Raw genomic sequence first — 18,854 nt, 5'->3', positions numbered from 1 at the left:
GATGTCCCAGCTGAACGCGTAATAGGTACGCGCCGGGTCCATGTAGTCGACGTCGCCGGCCACGCCGACGTTCAGCGTGCCGCCCTTCGCCGTCGACGGGTTGAGCGGCACCTTCGAAGCGAAACCACCGCCGGTGCCCTGTGGGTTGCCTTGAACGGTTGCCGACGAAGAGCTGGGGGAGGCAGAAGGCGATCCCCCGCCACCACCGCTGCTACTGCTGCCGCAGGCGGTGGCACCGAGGGCGAGCGCCGCTAATGCGACCCCTCCCTTGAGCGCCCATGATTTTCCAGGCATATCCGGTCGCGGTTCCTTCCTTGTCGCTGGTCCGGCGCTCATCGCCGGGCCGATTGGGGTCGCCTTGCGCTTGTGGCGCCTCAGCGGTTGCTCCGTGGATCGAGGGCATCCCGCAGTCCGTCACCGAAGAGGTTGAACGCCATCACCGTGATGAAGATGGCCATTCCGGGGAACACGGCGAACCACGGGTCAATCTGGTAGATGTTGCTGCCGGTGGCGTCCGAGAGCATGTTGCCCCATGACGGGGTGGGCAACGGGATGCCCACGCCGAGGTAGGACAGCGCCGCCTCGAACAAGATGTTGGTAGGAATGATCAGCGTCGAGTAGACGAGGATCGGGCCGTACATGTTCGGTAGCAGCTCGCGGAACATGATGTAAGTGCTGCGGGCCCCGATCCCCCGGGCCGCATCCACGAACTCCTTCTCCCGCAGCGAGATGACCTGGCCGCGGATGATCCGGCCGAAGTACGGCGAGCTGAAGAAGCCGATGATCGCGATCAGCAGGAAGACGTGTGTCCACAGCCCGCCGCCGGAGGGCGTCGTCTCGATCACGGCCGCGATCGCGATCGCGAAGATCAGCTGTGGGAACGCGAGCAGGATGTCCATGATCCGGCTGATTGCCGTGTCGACCGCGCCGCCGAAGTATCCGGCGATCGAGCCGAACAGCGTGCCGAGGATGACCGAGAGCAAGGTGGCGGCGAACGCGATGATCAGCGAGTAGCGGGCGCCGACGTCGATCCGGGCGAGCAGGTCCCGGCCGTTGATCGGCTCGACCCCGAACGGGTGCGCGGCGCTGATGCCGCCGAAGTGACCGACCGGCGTACCGATGCCGGTGTTGAAGTTCAGGATGCCGACATCGTCGCTGAACGGGTTGACGCCCACCCACCGGTTGATCAACGGTGCGAGACAGGCAAAAGCCACGATGATCAGCAGGATGAAGGCGCTCGCGATCGCGACTTTGTCCCGCTTGAACCGGAGCCACGCGATCTGGCCGAGCGACCGTCCTTCGATCGCCTTACTCGAAACGCCGGCAACCGAGGTCGCAGGGACGGCCTCAGAGACATCGCCGGCAACATCAAGCGGAGCCGTCATCGAACCCCTTCCCGTCGCGCGACCGGACAGAATCCCGGCGGGGCGACTCTAAGGCGTATCGCCGGGATTCAGGAAGCATTGTGCGCATCGCGCGGCCCAATCGTGACCGCGCCGTTACCCGCGAGTCAGCAGGAAGACTACGCATGAAATCGCGTGATTCGGACAAAATCTTCCGGTGAAAGGCTCGCTCCCCCGACAAGAGCACCGTCCACGTCGGACTCAGCCATGATTCCTGCGATGTTGTCCGGTTTCACCGAACCGCCGTAGAGGAGCCTCGCGGACCCGGCAACCCCCGGTCCGTAGAGGCGGCCGAGCGTTGCCCGCAGTGCTGCGCACACTTCCTGAGCGTCCGCCGGGGTCGCCACCTCCCCGGTCCCGATCGCCCAGACCGGCTCGTAGGCGACGACCACGCTCGCCGCCTGGGCCGCCGTCACGTCGGCGAGCGCAGCCGCGAGCTGCGCGGTCGCGTGCTCGACCTGGCCGCCGGAGCGCCTGACCTCGAGGGTTTCGCCCACGCACAGGATCGGCGTGATCCCGTTGCGGTAGGCGGCCCGCACCTTGGCGTTGACGACGTCGTCGCCCTCGCGGTGGTGCTCGCGCCGCTCGGAGTGGCCGACGACGACGTAGGAACAGCCCAGCTTGGCGAGCATGACCCCGCTCACGTCCCCCGTGTACGCGCCGGCATCGTACGGCGAAAGGTCCTGGGCGCCGTACCGGATCCGCAGGTGGTCACCGTCAACCATCGTCTGCACGCTGCGCAGGTCCGTGAACGGCGGAAGCACGACGACCTCGCAGGCCTCGAAGTCCTTGTCCGTGAAGGAAAAGGCGAGTTTCTGGACCAGCGCGATGGCCTCGAGGTGGTTGAGGTTCATCTTCCAGTTGCCGGCCATCAAGGGGGTCCGGTCGGCCATCAGCGCTCCAGCGCCGCGAGGCCGGGCAGCGTGCGGCCCTCGACGAACTCCAGGCTGGCGCCACCACCGGTCGAGATATGGCTGAACCGCTGCTCGCCGATGCCGAGCGCGCGGATCGCAGCCGCCGAGTCACCGCCGCCCACCACCGTCAGCGCCTCGGTGCGAGCCGCTATCGCCTCGGCAATCCCTCGCGTGCCGGCGGCGAACTCCGGGATCTCGAAGACGCCCATCGGACCGTTCCAGAAGATCGTGCGGGCGTCGGCCAGCCGATCGGTGAACACCGCTACCGTGCGCGGCCCGATGTCGAGACCCATCCGGTCGGCCGGGATCGCGTCGGCGGCCACGACCTCGGTGGGGACGCCGGCCTCGGCGCGCTCGGCAACCACGACATCGACCGGCAGCGTGATCTTCCCCCCGGCAAGTAGCTCCCTGCAGGCCTCGACCTGGTCGGCCTCCAGCAACGAGCCGCCGACGTCGTGACCCTGCGCCGCAAGGAACGTGAAGCACATTCCCCCGCCGACCAACAGGCGGTCCACCACGGGCAGCAGGTTCGCGATCACCGCAAGCTTGTCGGAGACCTTCGAGCCACCGAGTACGACGATGAGCGGGCGCTCCGGATCCGTCGTGACGGCACCGAGCGCCTCGACCTCGCGGCGCACCAGGTCGCCGGCCGCATGCGGAAGCAGCCCGGCCAGCTCATCGACGCTGGCGTGCGAACGATGGGTGACACCGAAGGCGTCGTCGACATAGACGTCGGCCAGTGCCGCGAGCCGGCCTGCGAGCACGGCCCGCTGTTCCGGGTCCTTGGAGGTCTCGGCCGGGTCGAAACGGAGGTTCTCCAGCATTACGACATCGGCATCGCCGAGGCCTGGTTCGGGATCGGGCACGAACGCGACCTCGCGCCCGAGCAGCTCGCCGAGCCGCTGCGCCACCGGCGCCAGGGTGTAGCGCTGGTCGGGCGTGCCGCCGGGCCGGCCCAGGTGGGAGATCACGACCAGGCGCGCGCCTGCATCCAGCAAGCGGTTGAGGGTCGGCAGGCTGGCCCTGATCCGGCCGTCGTCGGTGATCCGCGAGCCGTCGAGCGGCACGTTGAGGTCACAGCGAACCAGCACCCGCTTGCCCCGAAGATCGCCGAGCGAGCCCAGGTCGGGCAGTGAGGAGGTCATGCAGCGAGCCGCTCCCCGACCAGCGCCGTGAGGTCGACCAGCCGGTTCGAGTAACCCCACTCGTTGTCGTACCAGCCGACGATCTTCACCATGCTGCCGACGACCTTGGTCAAACCCGAGTCGAGGATGCACGACGCCGGGTCGCCGACGATGTCGCTCGAGACGATCGCGTCCTCGGTGTAGCGCAGGATCCCCTTCAGCGGGCCGTCGGCCGCGGCGGCCAGCGCCGCGTTGACCTCGGCGACGGTGGTCTCGCGGCCCACGGTCACCGTGAGATCCGTCGCCGAGCCGGTCGGCACCGGCACCCGCAGCGCGTAGCCGTCGAGCTTTCCGGCCAGCTCGGGCAGCACCAGTCCGATCGCCTTCGCGGCGCCGGTCGATGCAGGTACGACGTTGATGGCCGCCGCGCGCGCCCGCCTCAGGTCCTTGTGCGGCCCGTCCTGCAGGTTCTGGTCCTGGGTGTAGGCATGGACGGTCGTCATCAGGCCGCACTCGATGCCGAACGTGTCGTTCATGACCTTGGCCATCGGCGCGAGGCAGTTGGTGGTGCACGACGCGTTCGAGATCACGGTCTGGCTGCCGTCGTACAGGTTGTCGTTGACCCCGAGGACGAGCGTGATGTCGGCGCCGGTCGCAGGTGCCGAGATGATCACCTTCTTCGCCCCGCTCGTCGCGACGTGCTCGCGGGCCTGCTCGGCGTTGGTGAACAGCCCGGTCGACTCGATGACGATGTCGACGCCGAGCTCACCCCAGGGCATCGCGCCCGGCCCCCCGCGCTCGGACAGGCCGATGATCTCGTGCCCGCCGACCGAGATGCCGCGGTCGGAGACGGCGACGTCCTGCGCCAGCCGGCCGAGGACGCTGTCGTACTTCAGCAGGTGGGCGATGGTCGTGTTATCGGCGATGTCGTTGTAGGCGACCACCTCGATGTCGCGGCCGCTCGCGACCAATGCCCGGTAGTAGTTGCGGCCGATCCGGCCGAACCCGTTGATGCCGACCCGAATGGACACCATCTCTCCTCGTGAACGAACCCCCGGGTGAACTGCCGCGGTCAACGCGAGGCTAACCGATCTCCCGCTCACGGAGGGCGGCGTAGCCCGCCGTTCGGAGCACCTCCGCCGGCGGTGCCTGGCCGGTCAGCAGGCGAACCTGCTCGACCGCCTGCTCGACCAGTAGTTCGAGCCCGCCGACGGCGCGGCCGCCGGCATCCGCCCATGCCGCCGCGAAGGCGGTCGGCCATGGGGCGTAGACGACATCGACCAGCAGACCGCGCGTCGCGGGCAGGCCGATCGCGAGCGGGTCGGTGGCGCCCGCCGGCGTCGTGGAGATGACCAGGCGCTCCCCCGCGACCTCGGCGGCGGCCGCCCAGGGGCCGACCTCGACCGCGATCCCGACCCGGTCGGCCACCGCCACCACCTCCAGCGTGGCGGCCGGCCGCCGAGCGAGGACAACGGACGTCGTGAAGCCGAGCTCTGCGAGCGCCGCGAGCGCCGAGCCGGCGGTCGCCCCGGCTCCGAGGATCACCGGCCGCGCAACGGACGCCGAGTCGACTCCCTGGGAGCGCAGCACCGCGACGATGCCCGGAACATCGGTGTTGCCCCCCCGCCAGCCGCCGTCGGCAAAGACCACCGTGTTCGCGGCCGCGGTGGCTTGCACCCTGCCGTCACTGGCGGCGAGCAGTGGGACCACCCTTCGTTTCAGCGGCATGGTCAACGCCACGCCCGCGAGTCCCTCCTCGTCGAGCGAGCGCAGCGTCGCCGCAAGCATGTCCTCAGTGCACTCGACGGTCCGGAACGACCACTCGCTGAGCCCGAGTGCGTCGTACGCCGCTTGGTGCAGGACCGGCGACAATGAGTGGGCGATCGGCGACCCGAGCGCGGCGCCGCCGCGACGGCTCACGAGACGCCGTTCGCTCGGGACTGTTCGACCAGCTGGTTGAACCGCTGCAGGGTGGTCGCGAACGCGGTATGCCCTGCCTTGTCGATCGTCACGAAGTAGAGCAGTGGTCCGTTGGGATGGTGCAACACCGCGTCCAGTGCCGAGACGCCGGGTGAGTTGATCGGCGTGGGTGGCAGACCCCGGTTGATGCGTGTGTTGTACGGCGTCTTCATCGCGAGGTCGTGCGCGGTCAACGGGCCGTGGTTCGGCCCGAGCACGTAGTACAAGGTTGCGTCGGAGCCGAGCGGCATGTCGTCGTGCAACCGGTTGATGAAGACCTCGGCGATCTTGGGGTAGTCCTGGATCAACCGGCCTTCGCGCTGGACGATCGAGGCGAGGGTCAACACGGCGTACGGCGACAGGCCGAGCCGCTTCGCGCCTGCCGCGAGGCCGACCTGCGCAGCGGCCTGGTCAAACCGCGTCACCATCGCGGAAAGAGCCTGCGTCGCCGTCTCCCCGGGCGCGATCTCGTAGGTGGCCGGGAACAGGAAACCTTCGACGTGAGGGATTCCACTGACCTGGCCGTTGGCATACGTCGGCAGGTGCAACGCAGCCGGGTTGCGCAGCACGGCGTTCAGTGCGGAGGCGGAGATGGGGGTGTCAGCGGCGATGCGCGCGACGATCGCAGCCGCGGTGAAGCCTTCCGGGATCGTCACGCGGTAGGAGACGAGCGACTTCGGGTTGAGGATCAGCGCCAGTGCCAGCGAGGCCTTCATGTGCTCGTGCAACCGGTAGGTGCCGGGCTGGATGTCGCGCGAACGCGGGTTCAGCGCCGCGGCGCTGGTGAAGATCGACGCGCTTCGCACGACGCCGGCCTGCGCCAGCCGCTCCCCGATCGTCGAGGTGCTGTCGCCCTGGTGCACCTCGACCAGCACGTTGCCGGTCCCGTCCCCCGGGTAGTCGCTGTTGCCGCCGCCGAACAGGCTCTTCATCGGCCCGGCGAGGACGAGTCCCGCGACCACGACGATCACAAGGAACAGGACAACGGCGAGCGCCAGCCCGCGCCGGTTGCGCGATGCCCCCGACCGGCCCTGGTCGTCCGACATGCCGAAGCCCAACCCGCTCACCGGACGTCCACCTGCTCGCCGGGCGGGTTGCCCGTGCTGCGCTCGTGGTCGAGGGCGTACTGGAGGAGTACGACGGCGGCCGCGGCGTCAACGACACCGCGGGCCTCCCGGGCGCGAACGCCGGCCGCCTGCAGACCCCGGGTTGCCTGCACGGTCGTGAGCCGCTCGTCGACCAGCCGGACCGGCACCGGGCTGAGCCTGCGCGCGAGCGCGGCCGCGTAGTCGCGAGCCGTGGCAGCGGCCGCGCCTTCGGCACCAGACAGGGACCGCGGCAGCCCGACCAGGACCTCCAAGGGTTCGCGCGCAGCGACGACCGCCGCGATCTCCTCGAGGTCCCGCTCGCCGCGCCGGTCACGCCGGACGACGGAGACCGGGGTCGCGAGCAGGCCACCGGGATCGGACGCGGCGAGTCCGACGCGGACGGCTCCCGCGTCTACGGCGATCCGCACTCCGGCGCGCACCCCCTCGTCGATCGCCTCGGCCGCGCTAGGCGCCATCGCCGGCGTACCGGCCGATGATGCCCGGCAGGTCGTGCAGCACGCCATCGAGCGCGCCGGGGTTGGTGCCGCCACCTTGGGCCAGGTCGTCCCGCCCGCCGCCGCCCCCGCCGAGCGCTACCGACGCGTCTCTGACCAGCTGGCCGGCCCGCAGCCCGCGCTCGCGGCCGGCATCGTTGACCGCCACGACCACCAGCGGCCGTTCGTTGGTGATCGCGCCGGTGACGACGACCGCCGGCCGGCCCGGATCGAGCCGGCCGCGGACGTCGACCGCCAGCTTGCGCAGGTCATCGGCGTCGGCACCGTCCGATGCCCGGTGAGCGACGACCGCGATGCCGTTCTCGTCACTGGCCGCGGCGGCGAGCTCGGCTGCCCCGGCGAGCACCGCTGCGCCGCGCATCCGCTCGAACTCCCGCTCCAGCTCGCGTACCCGGGCGAGGATCGCCTGCACGCGGTCGACCAGCTCGTCGGGACTGGCCGCCAGCACCCCGGACAGCTGGCTGACCAGCAGGTGCTCGCGGGCGAGGTGACCGTAGGCGTCGGCTCCGACCAAGCCCTCGATCCGGCGCTTGCCGGCACCGATCGAGGACTCGCCCAGCAGCTTCACCATGCCCAGCTGCGCGGAACGCATCGCATGCGTGCCACCGCAGAGCTCACGCGCGTAGTCGCCGACCTCGACCACGCGCACGGCGTCGCCGTACTTCTCTCCGAACAATGCCAGCGCGCCGATCCGCCGCGCCTCGTCCTGGGTGGTCACGAAGGCGCGGACCGCAAGGTCGGCAAGGAGGACGTCGTTGACCTCGGCCTCGACATCGGCCAGCACGCTGTCGGGCACCGAGGCCGGCGAGTTGAAGTCGAACCGGAAGCGACCGGCGTCGTTGAGCGAGCCGGCCTGGGTGGCCTGCTCGCCGAGCGCGCGCCGGATCGCCTCATGGACGAGGTGCGTGGCGGTGTGGGCGCGCGACAGCGCCTTGCGGCGCTCGACGTCGACGGTCGCGACCAGCTCGGCACCGAGGGTGACCTGGCCGGTGAGCACGCGGCCGCGGTGGACGATCAGGTCGGGCACCGGGCGTTGGGCGTCGTAGATCTCGACGACCGACCCGTCGCTCAGAACCAGCTGCCCGTGATCCGCAAGCTGGCCGCCGGACTCGGCGTAGAACGGGGTGCGGTCGAGCGTGATCTCGACATCGGTGCCTTCGCCGGCCGACTCGACCGCGCCGCCGTCGACCAGGATGCCCCGCGTGCTGCCCTCCGACTCGACCTGTGAGTAGCCGGTGAACGTGGTCTGCCCGGAGTGCTCGAGCAGGTCCCGGTAGACGGACACGTCGGCCTGCGCGCTCTTGCGCTGCGCGGTGTCGAGCTTGGCCCGCCGCCGCTGCTCCTCCATCAGCCGGCGGAAGCCGTCCTCGTCGACCTGGAGGCCCTGCTCGCGGGCCATCTCCAAGGTCAGGTCGATCGGGAACCCGTAGGTGTCATGGAGCAGGAATGCCTGGTCGCCGGGAACCGTGGTCGTGCCCTCGTCGCGCAGCTCGCCGGAGAGCCGGTCGAACAGCACCGACCCGGTGCGCAACGTGGACAGGAACGACTCCTCCTCCTGCGCGGCCACGCCCTCGATCCGCGCGGCGTCATCGGCCAGCGCCGGGAACGACGGGCTCATGACTGCACAGGCGAGTGCGACCAGGCCACCCATGCTCGGGTCTTCGACCCCGAGCAGGCGAAGGGTACGGACGGTACGCCGGATCATGCGGCGAAGGACGTAGCCGCGGCCTTCGTTACCGGGCGTGACGCCGTCGGCGATCAGCATCGTCGCCGTGCGGGTGTGGTCGGCAACCACGCGCAGCCGCACATCGGACTCGTGATCGCGGCCGTACGGCACACCGCTGAGGGCGACGGCGCGGTCGAGCATCGGCCTCAGCAGGTCGGTCTCGAAGACGTTGTCGACGCCTTGCAGGAGCGCAGCCATCCGGTCGACGCCCATGCCGGTGTCGATGTTGCGCGCCGGCAGGTCGCCGATCAGGTGGTCGACGTAGTCGTAGCCGTCGCCCTCACCACGCTCGTACTGCATGAACACGAGATTCCACACCTCGAGGAAGCGCTCCTCATCGGCGACCGGTCCGCCGTCGCGGCCGTAGTCGGGGCCGCGGTCGAAGTAGATCTCCGAACACGGGCCGCACGGCCCTGGCACGCCCATCGACCAGTAGTTGTCCTCGCGGCCGCGGCGCTGGACTCGTTCCGCGGGCAGGCCGACCGTGCGGGTCCAGATGTCGTAGGCCTCGTCGTCGTCGAGATACACGGTCGCCCACAGCCGCTCGGGGTCGAAACCGTATCCGCCGTCGGCCTCGGAGCTGGTGAGCAGCTCCCAGGCGTAGGGGATCGCGCCTTCCTTGAAGTAGTCGCCGAAGGAGAAGTTGCCGGCCATCTGGAAGAACGAGATGTTGCGGCTGTTCGTACCGACGATGTCGATGTCACCGGTCCGCACGCACTTCTGCACGCTCGTGGCGCGCTGATAAGGCGCCGGCTGCTCGCCGAGGAAGTACGGCTTGAACGGCACCATGCCCGCGTTGACGAGCAGCAGTGTCGGGTCAGCGACGACGAGCGACGCCGACGGCACGACCGTGTGCCCGCGTTGCTCGAAGTACCGCACGAACCGTGCGGCGATGTCGACCGACTTCATGCTGCGGAGTGCTCGCTCTCGTCGTCGATGCCGAGTGCATCGCGCAACTCCCGCTCGCGCGCTGCCGCACCCGCTTTGACGATCTGCCACCAGTCGCTGACCCGCTCACGCATGCCACCCGCCTGGAGGGCAAGCCCTTCCGGCGTCCACTTCGCCGCCGCCTCGCTGACCCGGCGGAACACGAGTACGCCGACCACTGCACCGAACGCGATCCAGAACAGCCTTCTCATCGGGATGCCTTCTTCGTCGCCCGACGCATCGAGCGCTGGGCCTTGAGCTCCGACTTGACCCGCTTGCGAATGTCCTCCTCCTGCCGTTGCCGGATCGCCCGGCGAACGCCGTAGGAGAAGGCGGCCACCTTGATGACCGGGGAGCCGACGGTTGCGGCGAACAGCGAGGTCATCGCCTTGGCGTTGCTGGAGATGTCCTCGACGTTGGCCGCGATGGTGTCGACCCGGGCCAGCTCGGTGTTCACCTGGACCACCGAGGTCGTGACCTCGCCGATCAACGGAACGGTTTGGTCCGCGACCCCGTTGACCAGCTTCGCGGTTTCCCCGATCACCTTGCCGAGCTTGACCAGTACGTAGCCCAGGAAGCAGACCAGAACCGCCCAGAACACGGCGACGATCAGCCCCGCGATCTGCCCGCCGGTAAGCCCGCCGTCGGCAACGATCATCGGCTAGCGCTCCCCGTCCTCCGGTGGCGCTGCGCGGTTCGCAGCGCCCGATCGTGCCCCGCGCACCGTTGCGCGCAGGTCGGCGAGCCGCTGGGCGGCGGCCCGCTCGGCGCCCCGGTCCGAAGGGCGGTAGTAGTCCCGGTCGGCCACCTCGTCGGGCGCGTACTGCGCTTCGACGACGCCGCCCGGGAAGTCATGAGGGTATCGGTAGCCCTGCCCGTGGCGTAAACGCTTTGCCCCCGGGTAGTGGGCGTCCCGCAGCGCCGTCGGCACGCTGCCGGCGAGGCCGTCCCGCACGTCGTCGGTCGCGGCGCCGATGGCGGTGATGACGGCGTTGCTCTTCGGGGCGAGCGCGAGGTAGATCGTGGCCTGCGCGAGGTTCAGCCTGGCCTCGGGCAGCCCCACGAGCTCGAGCGCGTGCGCCGCGGCAACGGCGACGCCGAGCCCGGCGGGGTCGGCCAGGCCGACGTCCTCGCTGGCAAAGATGACCAGCCGCCGGGCGAGAAACCGGGGGTCCTCGCCGGCTTCGAGCATCCGGGCCAGGTAGTGCAGCGCGGCGTCCACGTCGCTGCCGCGCAGGCTCTTGATGAACGCGCTGATCACGTCGTAGTGCTGATCGCCCTCGCGGTCGTAGCGAACGGCGGCCCGGTCGACCGCCTGCTCCAGGATCTCGAGATCGATCGTGTCGCGACCGAGCGACCGAGCCGCTCCGGCCGCCGCGTCGAGGGCGTTCAGTGCCCGCCGGGCGTCGCCGGCGGACAGCCGCAGCAGGTGCTGGACGCTCTCCTCGGGCAAGCCGAGGTCACCGCCCAGGCCACGCTCGTCGCTGCGGGCGCGCTCGATCAGGTCGCGAATCGCGTCGTCGTCGAGCGGCTCCAGGGTGAGCAGCAGCGACCGCGACAGCAGCGGCGAGATGACCGAGAAGAACGGGTTCTCCGTGGTTGCGCCGACAAAGGTCACCAGGCCGGCTTCGACGCCGGGCAGCAAGGCGTCCTGCTGGGACTTGGAGAACCGGTGGACCTCATCGACGAAGAGGACGGTGCGCTCGCCGTGGTAGGTCAGCCGCTCCTTGGCCGCGTCGATCGCGGCGCGGACGTCCTTCACCCCGGCGGTGACGGCCGACAGCTCCACGAACAGGCGACCGGCTGCGAGCAGCCGTGCGATCGTGGTCTTGCCGCTGCCGGGCGGACCCCACAGCAGCACGCTGGTGCCGCTGCCGCCCTCGATCAGCTGTCGCAGCGGCGCGCCCGGCACCAGCAGGTGTGCCTGCCCGACCACCTCGTCGAGCGCGCGCGGTCGCATCCGGGCGGCAAGCGGTGCCGACGCCTGCGCGGCCTGCTCGGCCGCCTCCGCGAACAGGTCACCGGCCACGGAGGTCGAGCCTATGCCGCTACCCGGACGCCGCTAGCCGGCGTACGGGTCGGCGTCGATGCCGGCCTCCTTGCGCTGCGCGGCCGTGATCGGCGTCGGGGCGCCGGTGAGCGGGTCGCCGCCGCTGGAGGCCTTGGGGAAGGCCATCACCTCACGGATCGCGTCCGTGCCGGCGAGCTCCCCGGCAAGCCGGTCGAGGCCGAAGGCGATGCCGCCGTGCGGGGGCGGGCCGTAACGGAACGCCTCGAGCAGGAAGCCGAACTTGGTCTCCGCCTCCTCGCGGGTCAGCCCGATCACGTCGAAGACCCGCTGCTGCATCTCCGCCTGGTGGATCCGGATCGAGCCGCCGCCGAGCTCGACCCCGTTGCCGACCACGTCGTAGGCGCGGGCCAGCGCGTGCTCGGGATCGTCCTGGAACCGGTCCGCCCAGGCCTCGGTCGGCGCGGTGAAGGGGTGATGGACCGCGGTCCATCCCCCGTCCTCGCCGCCGGGCTCGAACATCGGTGCGTCGGTGATCCAGAGCATGCGCCACTCGTCCTCGCGAACCAGCCCCTGCTGGCGGCCGACCGCGAGGCGGAGCGCGCCGAGCAGCTCGAGCGCGCTCCGGCGCGGGCCGGCGGCAAACAGGATCGCGTCGCCGGGCTGCGCGCCGGCCGCGGCCGGCAGCGCGGCCAGCCGGTCCGGTTCGAGCTGGTTGATCGACCCTCGCAGCTCGCCGTCGGTCGGCACGAGCAGCCAGGCGATGCCCTTGGCACCGCGTGACTTCGCCCAGTCCTGCCAGCCGTCGAGCTCCTTGCGGGAGTAGGCCGCGCCGCCGGGCACGACCACCGCGCCGACGTGCTCCGCCTGGAAGACCCGGAACCCGGTGCCGGCCATGTGCTCGGTCAGGTCGACCAGCTCGAGCTCGAAGCGCAGATCGGGCTTGTCCGAGCCGTAGCGGCGCATCGCTTCGCCGTAGGTCATCCGCGGGAACGGTCGCGGCAGGTCGACCCCGAGCAGCTCGCGCCACAGAACCACGAACATCGCCTCGGTGAGGTCGAACACGTCCTCCTCGTCGAGGAAGGACATCTCGATGTCGAGCTGGGTGAACTCGGCGGTGCGGTCGGCGCGGAAATCCTCGTCGCGGAAACAACGGGCGATCTGGTAGTAGCGCTCGAAGCCCGCGACCATCAGGAGCTGCTTGAACAGCTGCGGCGACTGTGGCAAGGCGTACCAGTGCCCCGGTTGCAGCCGCACGGGCACCAGGAAGTCGCGTGCCCCCTCCGGCGTCGACCGGGTGAGGTACGGCGTCTCGATGTCGACGAAGTCGCGGCTTTCCATCACCTGCCGGATGAGCGAGATCGCCTTCGCCCGGGTGCGGATCGCGCGAGCGGGCCCGCTGCGGCGCAGGTCGAGATAGCGATGCCTCCAGCGCAGGACCTCGTCGACGCCCGAGTCGATCTCCTCGACCCCGTCGATCGGAAACGGCAGTGCGTCGCTCGTGCTGAGCACCCGGACCGCGGCGGCGACGACCTCGACCTCGCCGGTGTCGAGGTTCGGGTTCACGGTCTCGGCCGTGCGTGCGGTCACCGTGCCCTCGACCGCGATGCACCACTCGCTGCGGAACGCGTGCACCTCCGCAAGGTCCCGGCAGACGACCTGCACGATGCCGCTCGCGTCCCGCAGGTCGAGGAAGGTCAGGCCGCCGAAATCCCGCCGGCGCGCGATCCAGCCGGCCAACGTCACCTCGGATCCGACGTCGGTCACCCGGAGGGTGCCGGCGTTGTGGGTCCGGATCATGCGGTGTCCTCTCCTGCGATCGCGCCGAGGTACGGCCTCAGGTCGTCGGCCGGCGGCGTCCACCTGTCGGCGTCGGCGTCGACCTGCTCGCCGGACCGGATGTCGCGCACCTGGTCGACCGGCCCGTCCTGCGGGAACCAGACGTACGGAATCCCCCGCCGCTCCGCGAACCGGATCTGCTTGCCGTACTTGTCCGCCGCCGGCGCCACCTGCGTGGCGATCCCGCGCCCGCGCAGCCGACCTGCGATCGCCGCGCACCGGGACCGGGAGGCCTCGTCCGGCAGCGCCACCAGCACGCAGGTTGGCACCTTCCGGCTGATCGAGATCTGGTCCTGGCCGAACAGCCGACCGAGCAGGCGGGTCACGCCCAGGGACAGGCCCACGCCCGGGTAGGTCACCTCGCCGTCGGAGGCGAGCGCGTCGTACCGGCCCCCTGAACAGATCGAGCCCAACCGCTCGTGCCCCACGAGGACCGTCTCGTAGACGGTGCCGGTGTAGTAGTCGAGCCCGCGGGCGATGCTGAGGTCGGCCAGGAGCAGGCCGGGCGCGTGGTCCCGGCCGGACTCGACCACGGCCGCGAGCTGCTCGAGCCCTTCGTCGAGCAGCGGGTCGCTCGCGCCGAGCGCGAGCACCCGGTCGACGAACGACGTGTCGTCGGCGGTGATGCCGGCGAGCGCGAGACAGGCGTCCGCCTGCGCGGTCGAGCAGCCGGCCGTGTCGACCAGCTGGGCGTGCACCTGCTGCGCGCCGATCTTCGCCAGCTTGTCGAGGGTGCGGAGCACGCCCGGGAAGTCGGCAATGCCGAGACCGCGGCAGAAGCCCTCGGGGATCTTGCGGTTGTTGACCTGCATCCGGATCGGCGGCACCGGCAGCCGGCGCAGGGCGTCGGCGATCACGAGCGGCAGCTCCGCCTCGTAGTGGAAGGGCAGCGTGTCGCGGTCGATCACGTCGATGTCGGCCTGCAGGAACTCGCGGTAGCGGCCCTCCTGCGGACGCTCACCGCGCCACGCCTTCTGGATCTGGTAGCGCCGCAGCGGGAACTCCAGCCGGCCGGCGTGCTCCAGCACATAGCGGGCGAACGGCACGGTGAGGTCGAAGTGCAGGCCCAGCCCCGAGTCCGACTCGTCGGCATCGGCCTGCAGCCGCCGCAGCAGGTAGATCTCCTTGTCGGTCTCGCCCTTGCGCAGCAGCTGGTCGAGCGGTTCGACGGAGCGAGTCTCGACCGGGACGAAGCCGTGCAGCTCGAAAACCTCGCGCAGCACGTCGAGCACCCGCTGCTCGATCATCCGCTGGTGCGGCAACCACTCGGGGAAGCCGGACATCGCCGACTGCTTGGCCATCTCAGCTCACAGCCCGCGGCTCACCGGCACGGGCGGCAGGTCGGCGAGGAACGGGTTGGTGGCCCGTTCCCGGCCGATCGTCGTGTCCGGCCCATGTCCCGGCCGGACGACGGTGTCGTCCGGCAGCGCCAGCGGCACCCTCGCCAGCGACTCCAGGATCTGCGGGTACGACCCGCCGGGCAGGTCGGTCCGCCCGATCGATCCCGCGAACAGCAGATCGCCGGAGAAGAACTCGCCACGGCTCGCGAAGCTCACCGAGCCGAGCGTGTGACCCGGCACCCAGTCCACCCGCAGCTCGAGACCGGCGAGCTCGAGGGTCTCGCCGTCGGCAAGATCGCGGACGTCATCAGGCTCCGACCACTCCAGCCGGCCGAGGATCGGCGTACCGGGCCGGACGCCGAAGCCGGCGTACGGGTCGCGCAGCAGCGCCCGGTCGTCCGGGTGGATCAGCGCAGGCACGCCCTTGGCGCCGCACACGGGAGCAACCGACCAGATGTGGTCAACGTGGCCGTGGGTGAGCAGAACCGCCACCGGAGCCAGCCCGTGCGCCTGCAGCACCTCCTCGAGTGGGCCCTCGGCGCCGTGACCGGGGTCGATCACCACGCACTGCTCCCCACGATCGGGCGCGACCACCCAGCAGTTGGTCTCCCACGGCCCGGCAGGGAAGCCGACGACGAGCACCGAAGATCCTTTCAGGCGGGTTTCAGGTCAGACTAGCGAGGCCTCTTCTACACTCGTCGCGGTTATTTTCACGATTCCTCCCGGAGGTCTTTGTGGCGACCAGTCGCCGACGTGAGCGCGAGCTTGCCCGGCGCCGGTTCGAGCGGCGGCGTCAAGCCGAGCTCGAGCGGCGCGCCCGCATGAAGCGACGGAACACCGTCATCGGCGCCAGCGTGGGCACCGTAGCGGTCATCGTCGTCCTAGTGATCGTCGGAATCGTGTTGTTCGGCGGGTCGAACAAGAACAACAAGGTCAAGGCGGGCGCCACCCCGAGCGTCACTCCGACGCCCAGCACCTCGGCGAGCATCCCGCCCGCGCCGACCAAGTGCGCGAAGATCACGCCCAACCCGCCGGCCAAGGGCGAGCCGAAGATCCCGGACGTCAAGGGCAAGGCGCCGACCAAGCTCGTGGTCAAGAACATCAAGGCCGGCAAGGGCAAGGCGGCCAAGAAGGGCGACACGATCACCGTCAAGTACGTCGGGATCTCCTGCAGTGACGGCAAACCCTTCGACGCCTCCTACACCGACGGCGCGAAGAACCAGGAGTTCAGCTTCCAGCTGGGCGCCGGCAAGGTCATTCCTGGCTGGGACCAGGGTCTGCTCGGCATGAAGGCAGGCGGCGTGCGCGAGCTGGTGATCCCGGCTGCGCTCGGCTACGGCACGTCGGGGTCCGGCCAGATCAAGCCGAACGAGACGCTGATCTTCGTCGTCACGATGGTGAAGGTCTGACCGTGCGTCCACACGCGCGACGCTGGGTCGCGGCGAGCGGGCTTGCCCTCGTCGCGACCATGGCGGCGGCATGTGGGTCCGGGAGCAGTGGCGGCTCGCTCGCGACGTCCTCGTCGCCGAAGCCGGGGACGCTGAACGCGAACGGCTGCACCACGCCGCCGGCACTGCAGCAGAACCACCTCAAGTTCGCCCACGAGCCGCCGCTGAAGATTGCGCGTACGACGTACACCGCGCGCATCGTCACGAACTGCGGAACGATCATCGTCAAGCTGTTCGGCGCAAAGGCGCCGCAGACGGTCAACTCCTTCGCGTTCCTCGCCGGCCGCGGCTACTTCAATGACACGCCGTGCCACCGGCTCACGACGCAGGGCATCTACGTGCTGCAGTGCGGCGACCCGACCGGCACCGGCACGGGTGGGCCCGGCTACACGCTGCCCGAGGAGAACCTCAGGGGTGCGACCTACCCGGCCGGCACCGTCGCGATGGCGAGGACCCAAGCACCGCACTCCGGCGGCAGCCAGTTCTTCCTCGTCTACCAGGACAGCACCAGCGGCCTGCAGCCGCTCTACACGCCGTTCGGTCGCGTCACCGCCGGGCTCAGCATCCTGCAGCGGATCGCGAAGGCCGGCAGCGACAACTCGAACGGCCCCGGCGACGGTCATCCCAATCAACCCGTGGTCATCGAGTCCTTCGCCGTGACCAAGGGCTAAGCCAGCCTTCGACGCGTTCGCACTGCGCACACCGACGGTGATCTTGACGTAGGAGGGGTGCTACTGACCGCAGGTCGTCAGAAGCCGGAGGTGACGCGGTACGCGTCGTACACACCTTCGACGCCGCGGACGGCTCGCAGCAGGTGGCCGAGGTGCTTCGTATCGCCCATCTCGAAGGTGAACTTCGACGTGGCGACGCGGTCCCGGGTGGTGGACACGGCTGCGGACAGGATGTTGACGTGCGCGTCGGACAGCACGCGGGTGACGTCGGCGAGCAGCCGATTGCGGTCGAGCGCCTCAACCTGGATCGCGACCAGGAACACCGAGCCCGAAGTGGGCGCCCACTCGACGTCGACCAACCGGGCCGGGTCGCTGGAGAGGTCGGCGGCATTCGTGCAGTCGGTGCGGTGGACCGAGACGCCGTGCCCGCGGGTGACGAAGCCGAGAATCTCGTCCCCGGGCACCGGGGTGCAGCAACGAGCCAGCTTCGCCCAGACATCAGTCGTGCCCTTGACCACCACGCCTGGGTCCCCTGCCGGGCGCGGCCGGGCGCCGGTGCGGGTCGCCGTCTCGGTCTCGGCGATGTCCTCGACCGCGCCGTCGGGACCGCCGAGGGCGTGCACCAGGCGCTGCACGACCGACTGCGCCGACAAGTGCCCCTCGCCGACGGCGGCGTACAGCGCGGAGATGTCCGCGTAGCGCAGGTCCTGGGCGAGGGTCAGCAGTGCGTCGCCACCCATCAGCCGTTGCAGCGGCAGCCCCGCCTTGCGCATGGCCCGGCTGATCGACTCCTTGCCGTGGTCGATCGCGTCCTCGCGACGCTCCTTGGCGAACCACTGGCGGATCTTGTTGCGGGCGCGCGGGGATCTGACGAATGACAGCCAGTCCCGGCTCGGACCGGCCGACTCGGACTTCGACGTGAAGACCTCGACCACGTCGCCGTTGTCGAGCACGGACTCCAGCGGCACCAGCCGCCCGTTGACGCGCGCGCCGATGCACCGGTGGCCGACCTCGGTGTGTACGGCGTAGGCGAAGTCGACGGGAGTCGCGCTGGCGGGCAGCGCGATGACGTCGCCCTTCGGCGTGAAGACGAAAACCTCGTTCGCGTGCAGGTCCCAGCGCAGCGAGTCGAGGAACTCCCCCGGGTCCTGGGTCTCGCGCTGCCAGTCGACCAGCTGGCGCAGCCAGGTCATGTCCTGCTCGGTGGAGTTGGGCGACTCCTTGTACTTCCAGTGCGAAGCGATGCCGTACTCCGCACGACGGTGCATCTGGACGGTACGGATCTGGACCTCGACCGGCTTTCCCTGCGGACCGATGACGGTCGTATGCAAGGACTGGTAGAGGTTGAACTTGGGCATCGCGATGTAATCCTTGAACCGCCCCGGGATCGGCGACCACATCGTGTGGATGACGCCGAGCGCCGCGTAGCAGTCGCGTTCGGTCTCGACCGTGATCCGTAACCCGACCAGGTCGTGGATGTCGTCGAAGTCCCGGCCGCGGACGATCATCTTCTGGTAGATCGAGTAGTAGTGCTTGGGCCGACCGGTCACGGTCGCCTTCACCTTGGCGCCCCGCAGCTCAGCCGAGACCCGCTCGATGACGCCGGCGATGTAGGTATCCCGGGAGGGTGCACGCTCGGCGACCAGCCGGACGATCTCGTCGTACCGCTTGGGGTAGAGCGTCGCGAACGAGAGGTCCTCGAGCTCCCACTTGATGGCGTTCATGCCGTGCCGGTGCGCCAGCGGCGCGTAGATCTCCAGCGTCTGCTTCGCCGTGCGCTGCTGCTTGTCCGGCGGGAGCCAGGACAGCGTCCGGACGTTGTGCAGCCGGTCCGCCAGCTTCACGATCAGCACCTTGGGGTCGCGCGCCATCGCGACCACCATCTTGCGGAT

17 protein-coding genes are annotated in these 18,854 nt (G+C 69.9%); 2 read left to right on the top strand and 15 right to left on the bottom strand.

The features are described from left to right. Nucleotides 1–374 precede the first annotated feature (374 nt). The 14 genes from VME70_00085 to VME70_00020 all read right to left on the bottom strand — a co-directional run bounded on the left by VME70_00085 (nucleotide 375) and on the right by VME70_00020 (nucleotide 15,485). Entirely contained in the window at nucleotides 375–1,385 is a 1,011-nt protein-coding gene (locus tag VME70_00085) for an ABC transporter permease (protein HTW18592.1), read from the bottom strand. Nucleotides 1,386–1,522: 137 nt separating this feature from the next. After that, entirely contained in the window at nucleotides 1,523–2,296 is a 774-nt protein-coding gene (tpiA, locus tag VME70_00080) for a triose-phosphate isomerase (GenBank protein HTW18591.1), read from the bottom strand. Next, nucleotides 2,296–3,462 carry a phosphoglycerate kinase gene (locus VME70_00075; GenBank protein ID HTW18590.1) on the bottom strand — a complete coding sequence of 389 codons (1,167 nt, stop codon included), beginning with the start codon at nucleotides 3,460–3,462 and terminating at the stop codon, nucleotides 2,296–2,298. Before VME70_00075 ends, tpiA begins: the two co-directional genes overlap by 1 nt. Further along, nucleotides 3,459–4,472 (bottom strand): type I glyceraldehyde-3-phosphate dehydrogenase, encoded by a 1,014-nt coding sequence (gene gap, locus VME70_00070; GenBank protein HTW18589.1) that lies wholly within the window; start codon nucleotides 4,470–4,472, stop codon nucleotides 3,459–3,461. Before gap ends, VME70_00075 begins: the two co-directional genes overlap by 4 nt. A 52-nt stretch (nucleotides 4,473–4,524) precedes the next feature. After that, complete coding sequence (locus VME70_00065) at nucleotides 4,525–5,361, bottom strand: shikimate dehydrogenase (protein HTW18588.1); 837 nt, start codon at nucleotides 5,359–5,361, stop codon at nucleotides 4,525–4,527. Then, nucleotides 5,358–6,467, bottom strand: a complete 1,110-nt coding sequence (gene mltG, locus VME70_00060) for an endolytic transglycosylase MltG (GenBank protein HTW18587.1) — start codon at nucleotides 6,465–6,467, stop codon at nucleotides 5,358–5,360. Before mltG ends, VME70_00065 begins: the two co-directional genes overlap by 4 nt. Then, the gene (gene ruvX / locus VME70_00055) at nucleotides 6,464–6,964 is read right to left on the bottom strand and encodes a Holliday junction resolvase RuvX (GenBank protein ID HTW18586.1); all 501 of its coding nucleotides are present in this window, start codon (nucleotides 6,962–6,964) and stop codon (nucleotides 6,464–6,466) included. Before ruvX ends, mltG begins: the two co-directional genes overlap by 4 nt. After that, nucleotides 6,954–9,638 (bottom strand): alanine--tRNA ligase, encoded by a 2,685-nt coding sequence (alaS, locus tag VME70_00050; protein ID HTW18585.1) that lies wholly within the window; start codon nucleotides 9,636–9,638, stop codon nucleotides 6,954–6,956. The genes ruvX and alaS overlap by 11 nt, the downstream gene beginning before the upstream one ends. Further along, nucleotides 9,635–9,868: a hypothetical protein gene (locus VME70_00045; protein HTW18584.1), complete on the bottom strand. Its 234-nt coding sequence runs from the start codon at nucleotides 9,866–9,868 to the stop codon at nucleotides 9,635–9,637. Before VME70_00045 ends, alaS begins: the two co-directional genes overlap by 4 nt. Further along, nucleotides 9,865–10,314 (bottom strand): DUF948 domain-containing protein, encoded by a 450-nt coding sequence (locus VME70_00040; protein ID HTW18583.1) that lies wholly within the window; start codon nucleotides 10,312–10,314, stop codon nucleotides 9,865–9,867. Before VME70_00040 ends, VME70_00045 begins: the two co-directional genes overlap by 4 nt. Before the next feature lie 3 nt (nucleotides 10,315–10,317). Further along, on the bottom strand, nucleotides 10,318–11,685 hold the full coding sequence (locus VME70_00035) for a replication-associated recombination protein A (protein ID HTW18582.1): 1,368 nt from the start codon (nucleotides 11,683–11,685) through the stop codon (nucleotides 10,318–10,320). Nucleotides 11,686–11,718: 33 nt separating this feature from the next. Next, nucleotides 11,719–13,464, bottom strand: a complete 1,746-nt coding sequence (gene aspS, locus VME70_00030; protein HTW18581.1) for an aspartate--tRNA ligase — start codon at nucleotides 13,462–13,464, stop codon at nucleotides 11,719–11,721. Further along, nucleotides 13,461–14,804: a histidine--tRNA ligase gene (hisS, locus tag VME70_00025; GenBank protein HTW18580.1), complete on the bottom strand. Its 1,344-nt coding sequence runs from the start codon at nucleotides 14,802–14,804 to the stop codon at nucleotides 13,461–13,463. Before hisS ends, aspS begins: the two co-directional genes overlap by 4 nt. A gap of 6 nt (nucleotides 14,805–14,810) precedes the next feature. Beyond that, nucleotides 14,811–15,485, bottom strand: coding sequence for an MBL fold metallo-hydrolase (locus VME70_00020; GenBank protein HTW18579.1), 675 nt, complete (start codon nucleotides 15,483–15,485; stop codon nucleotides 14,811–14,813). Between the two features lie 92 nt (nucleotides 15,486–15,577). Here VME70_00020 and VME70_00015 point away from each other — a divergent pair, with 92 nt between their 5' ends. Both VME70_00015 and VME70_00010 read left to right on the top strand, forming a co-directional pair. Then, complete coding sequence (locus VME70_00015; GenBank protein ID HTW18578.1) at nucleotides 15,578–16,252, top strand: FKBP-type peptidyl-prolyl cis-trans isomerase; 675 nt, start codon at nucleotides 15,578–15,580, stop codon at nucleotides 16,250–16,252. Nucleotides 16,253–16,254: 2 nt separating this feature from the next. Continuing rightward, nucleotides 16,255–16,962: a peptidylprolyl isomerase gene (locus tag VME70_00010; protein ID HTW18577.1), complete on the top strand. Its 708-nt coding sequence runs from the start codon at nucleotides 16,255–16,257 to the stop codon at nucleotides 16,960–16,962. Nucleotides 16,963–17,039: 77 nt separating this feature from the next. Here VME70_00010 and VME70_00005 read toward each other — a convergent pair. Beyond that, on the bottom strand, nucleotides 17,040–18,854 hold a 1,815-nt coding region (locus VME70_00005; protein ID HTW18576.1), incomplete at its 5' end, for a bifunctional (p)ppGpp synthetase/guanosine-3',5'-bis(diphosphate) 3'-pyrophosphohydrolase.

This window comes from Mycobacteriales bacterium, assembly GCA_035504215.1.
Taxonomy (GTDB): domain Bacteria; phylum Actinomycetota; class Actinomycetes; order JAFAQI01; family JAFAQI01; genus DATAUK01.
Note: the sequence above shows the minus strand (reverse complement) of the source record. Positions and strands in the feature narration are given on the sequence as shown.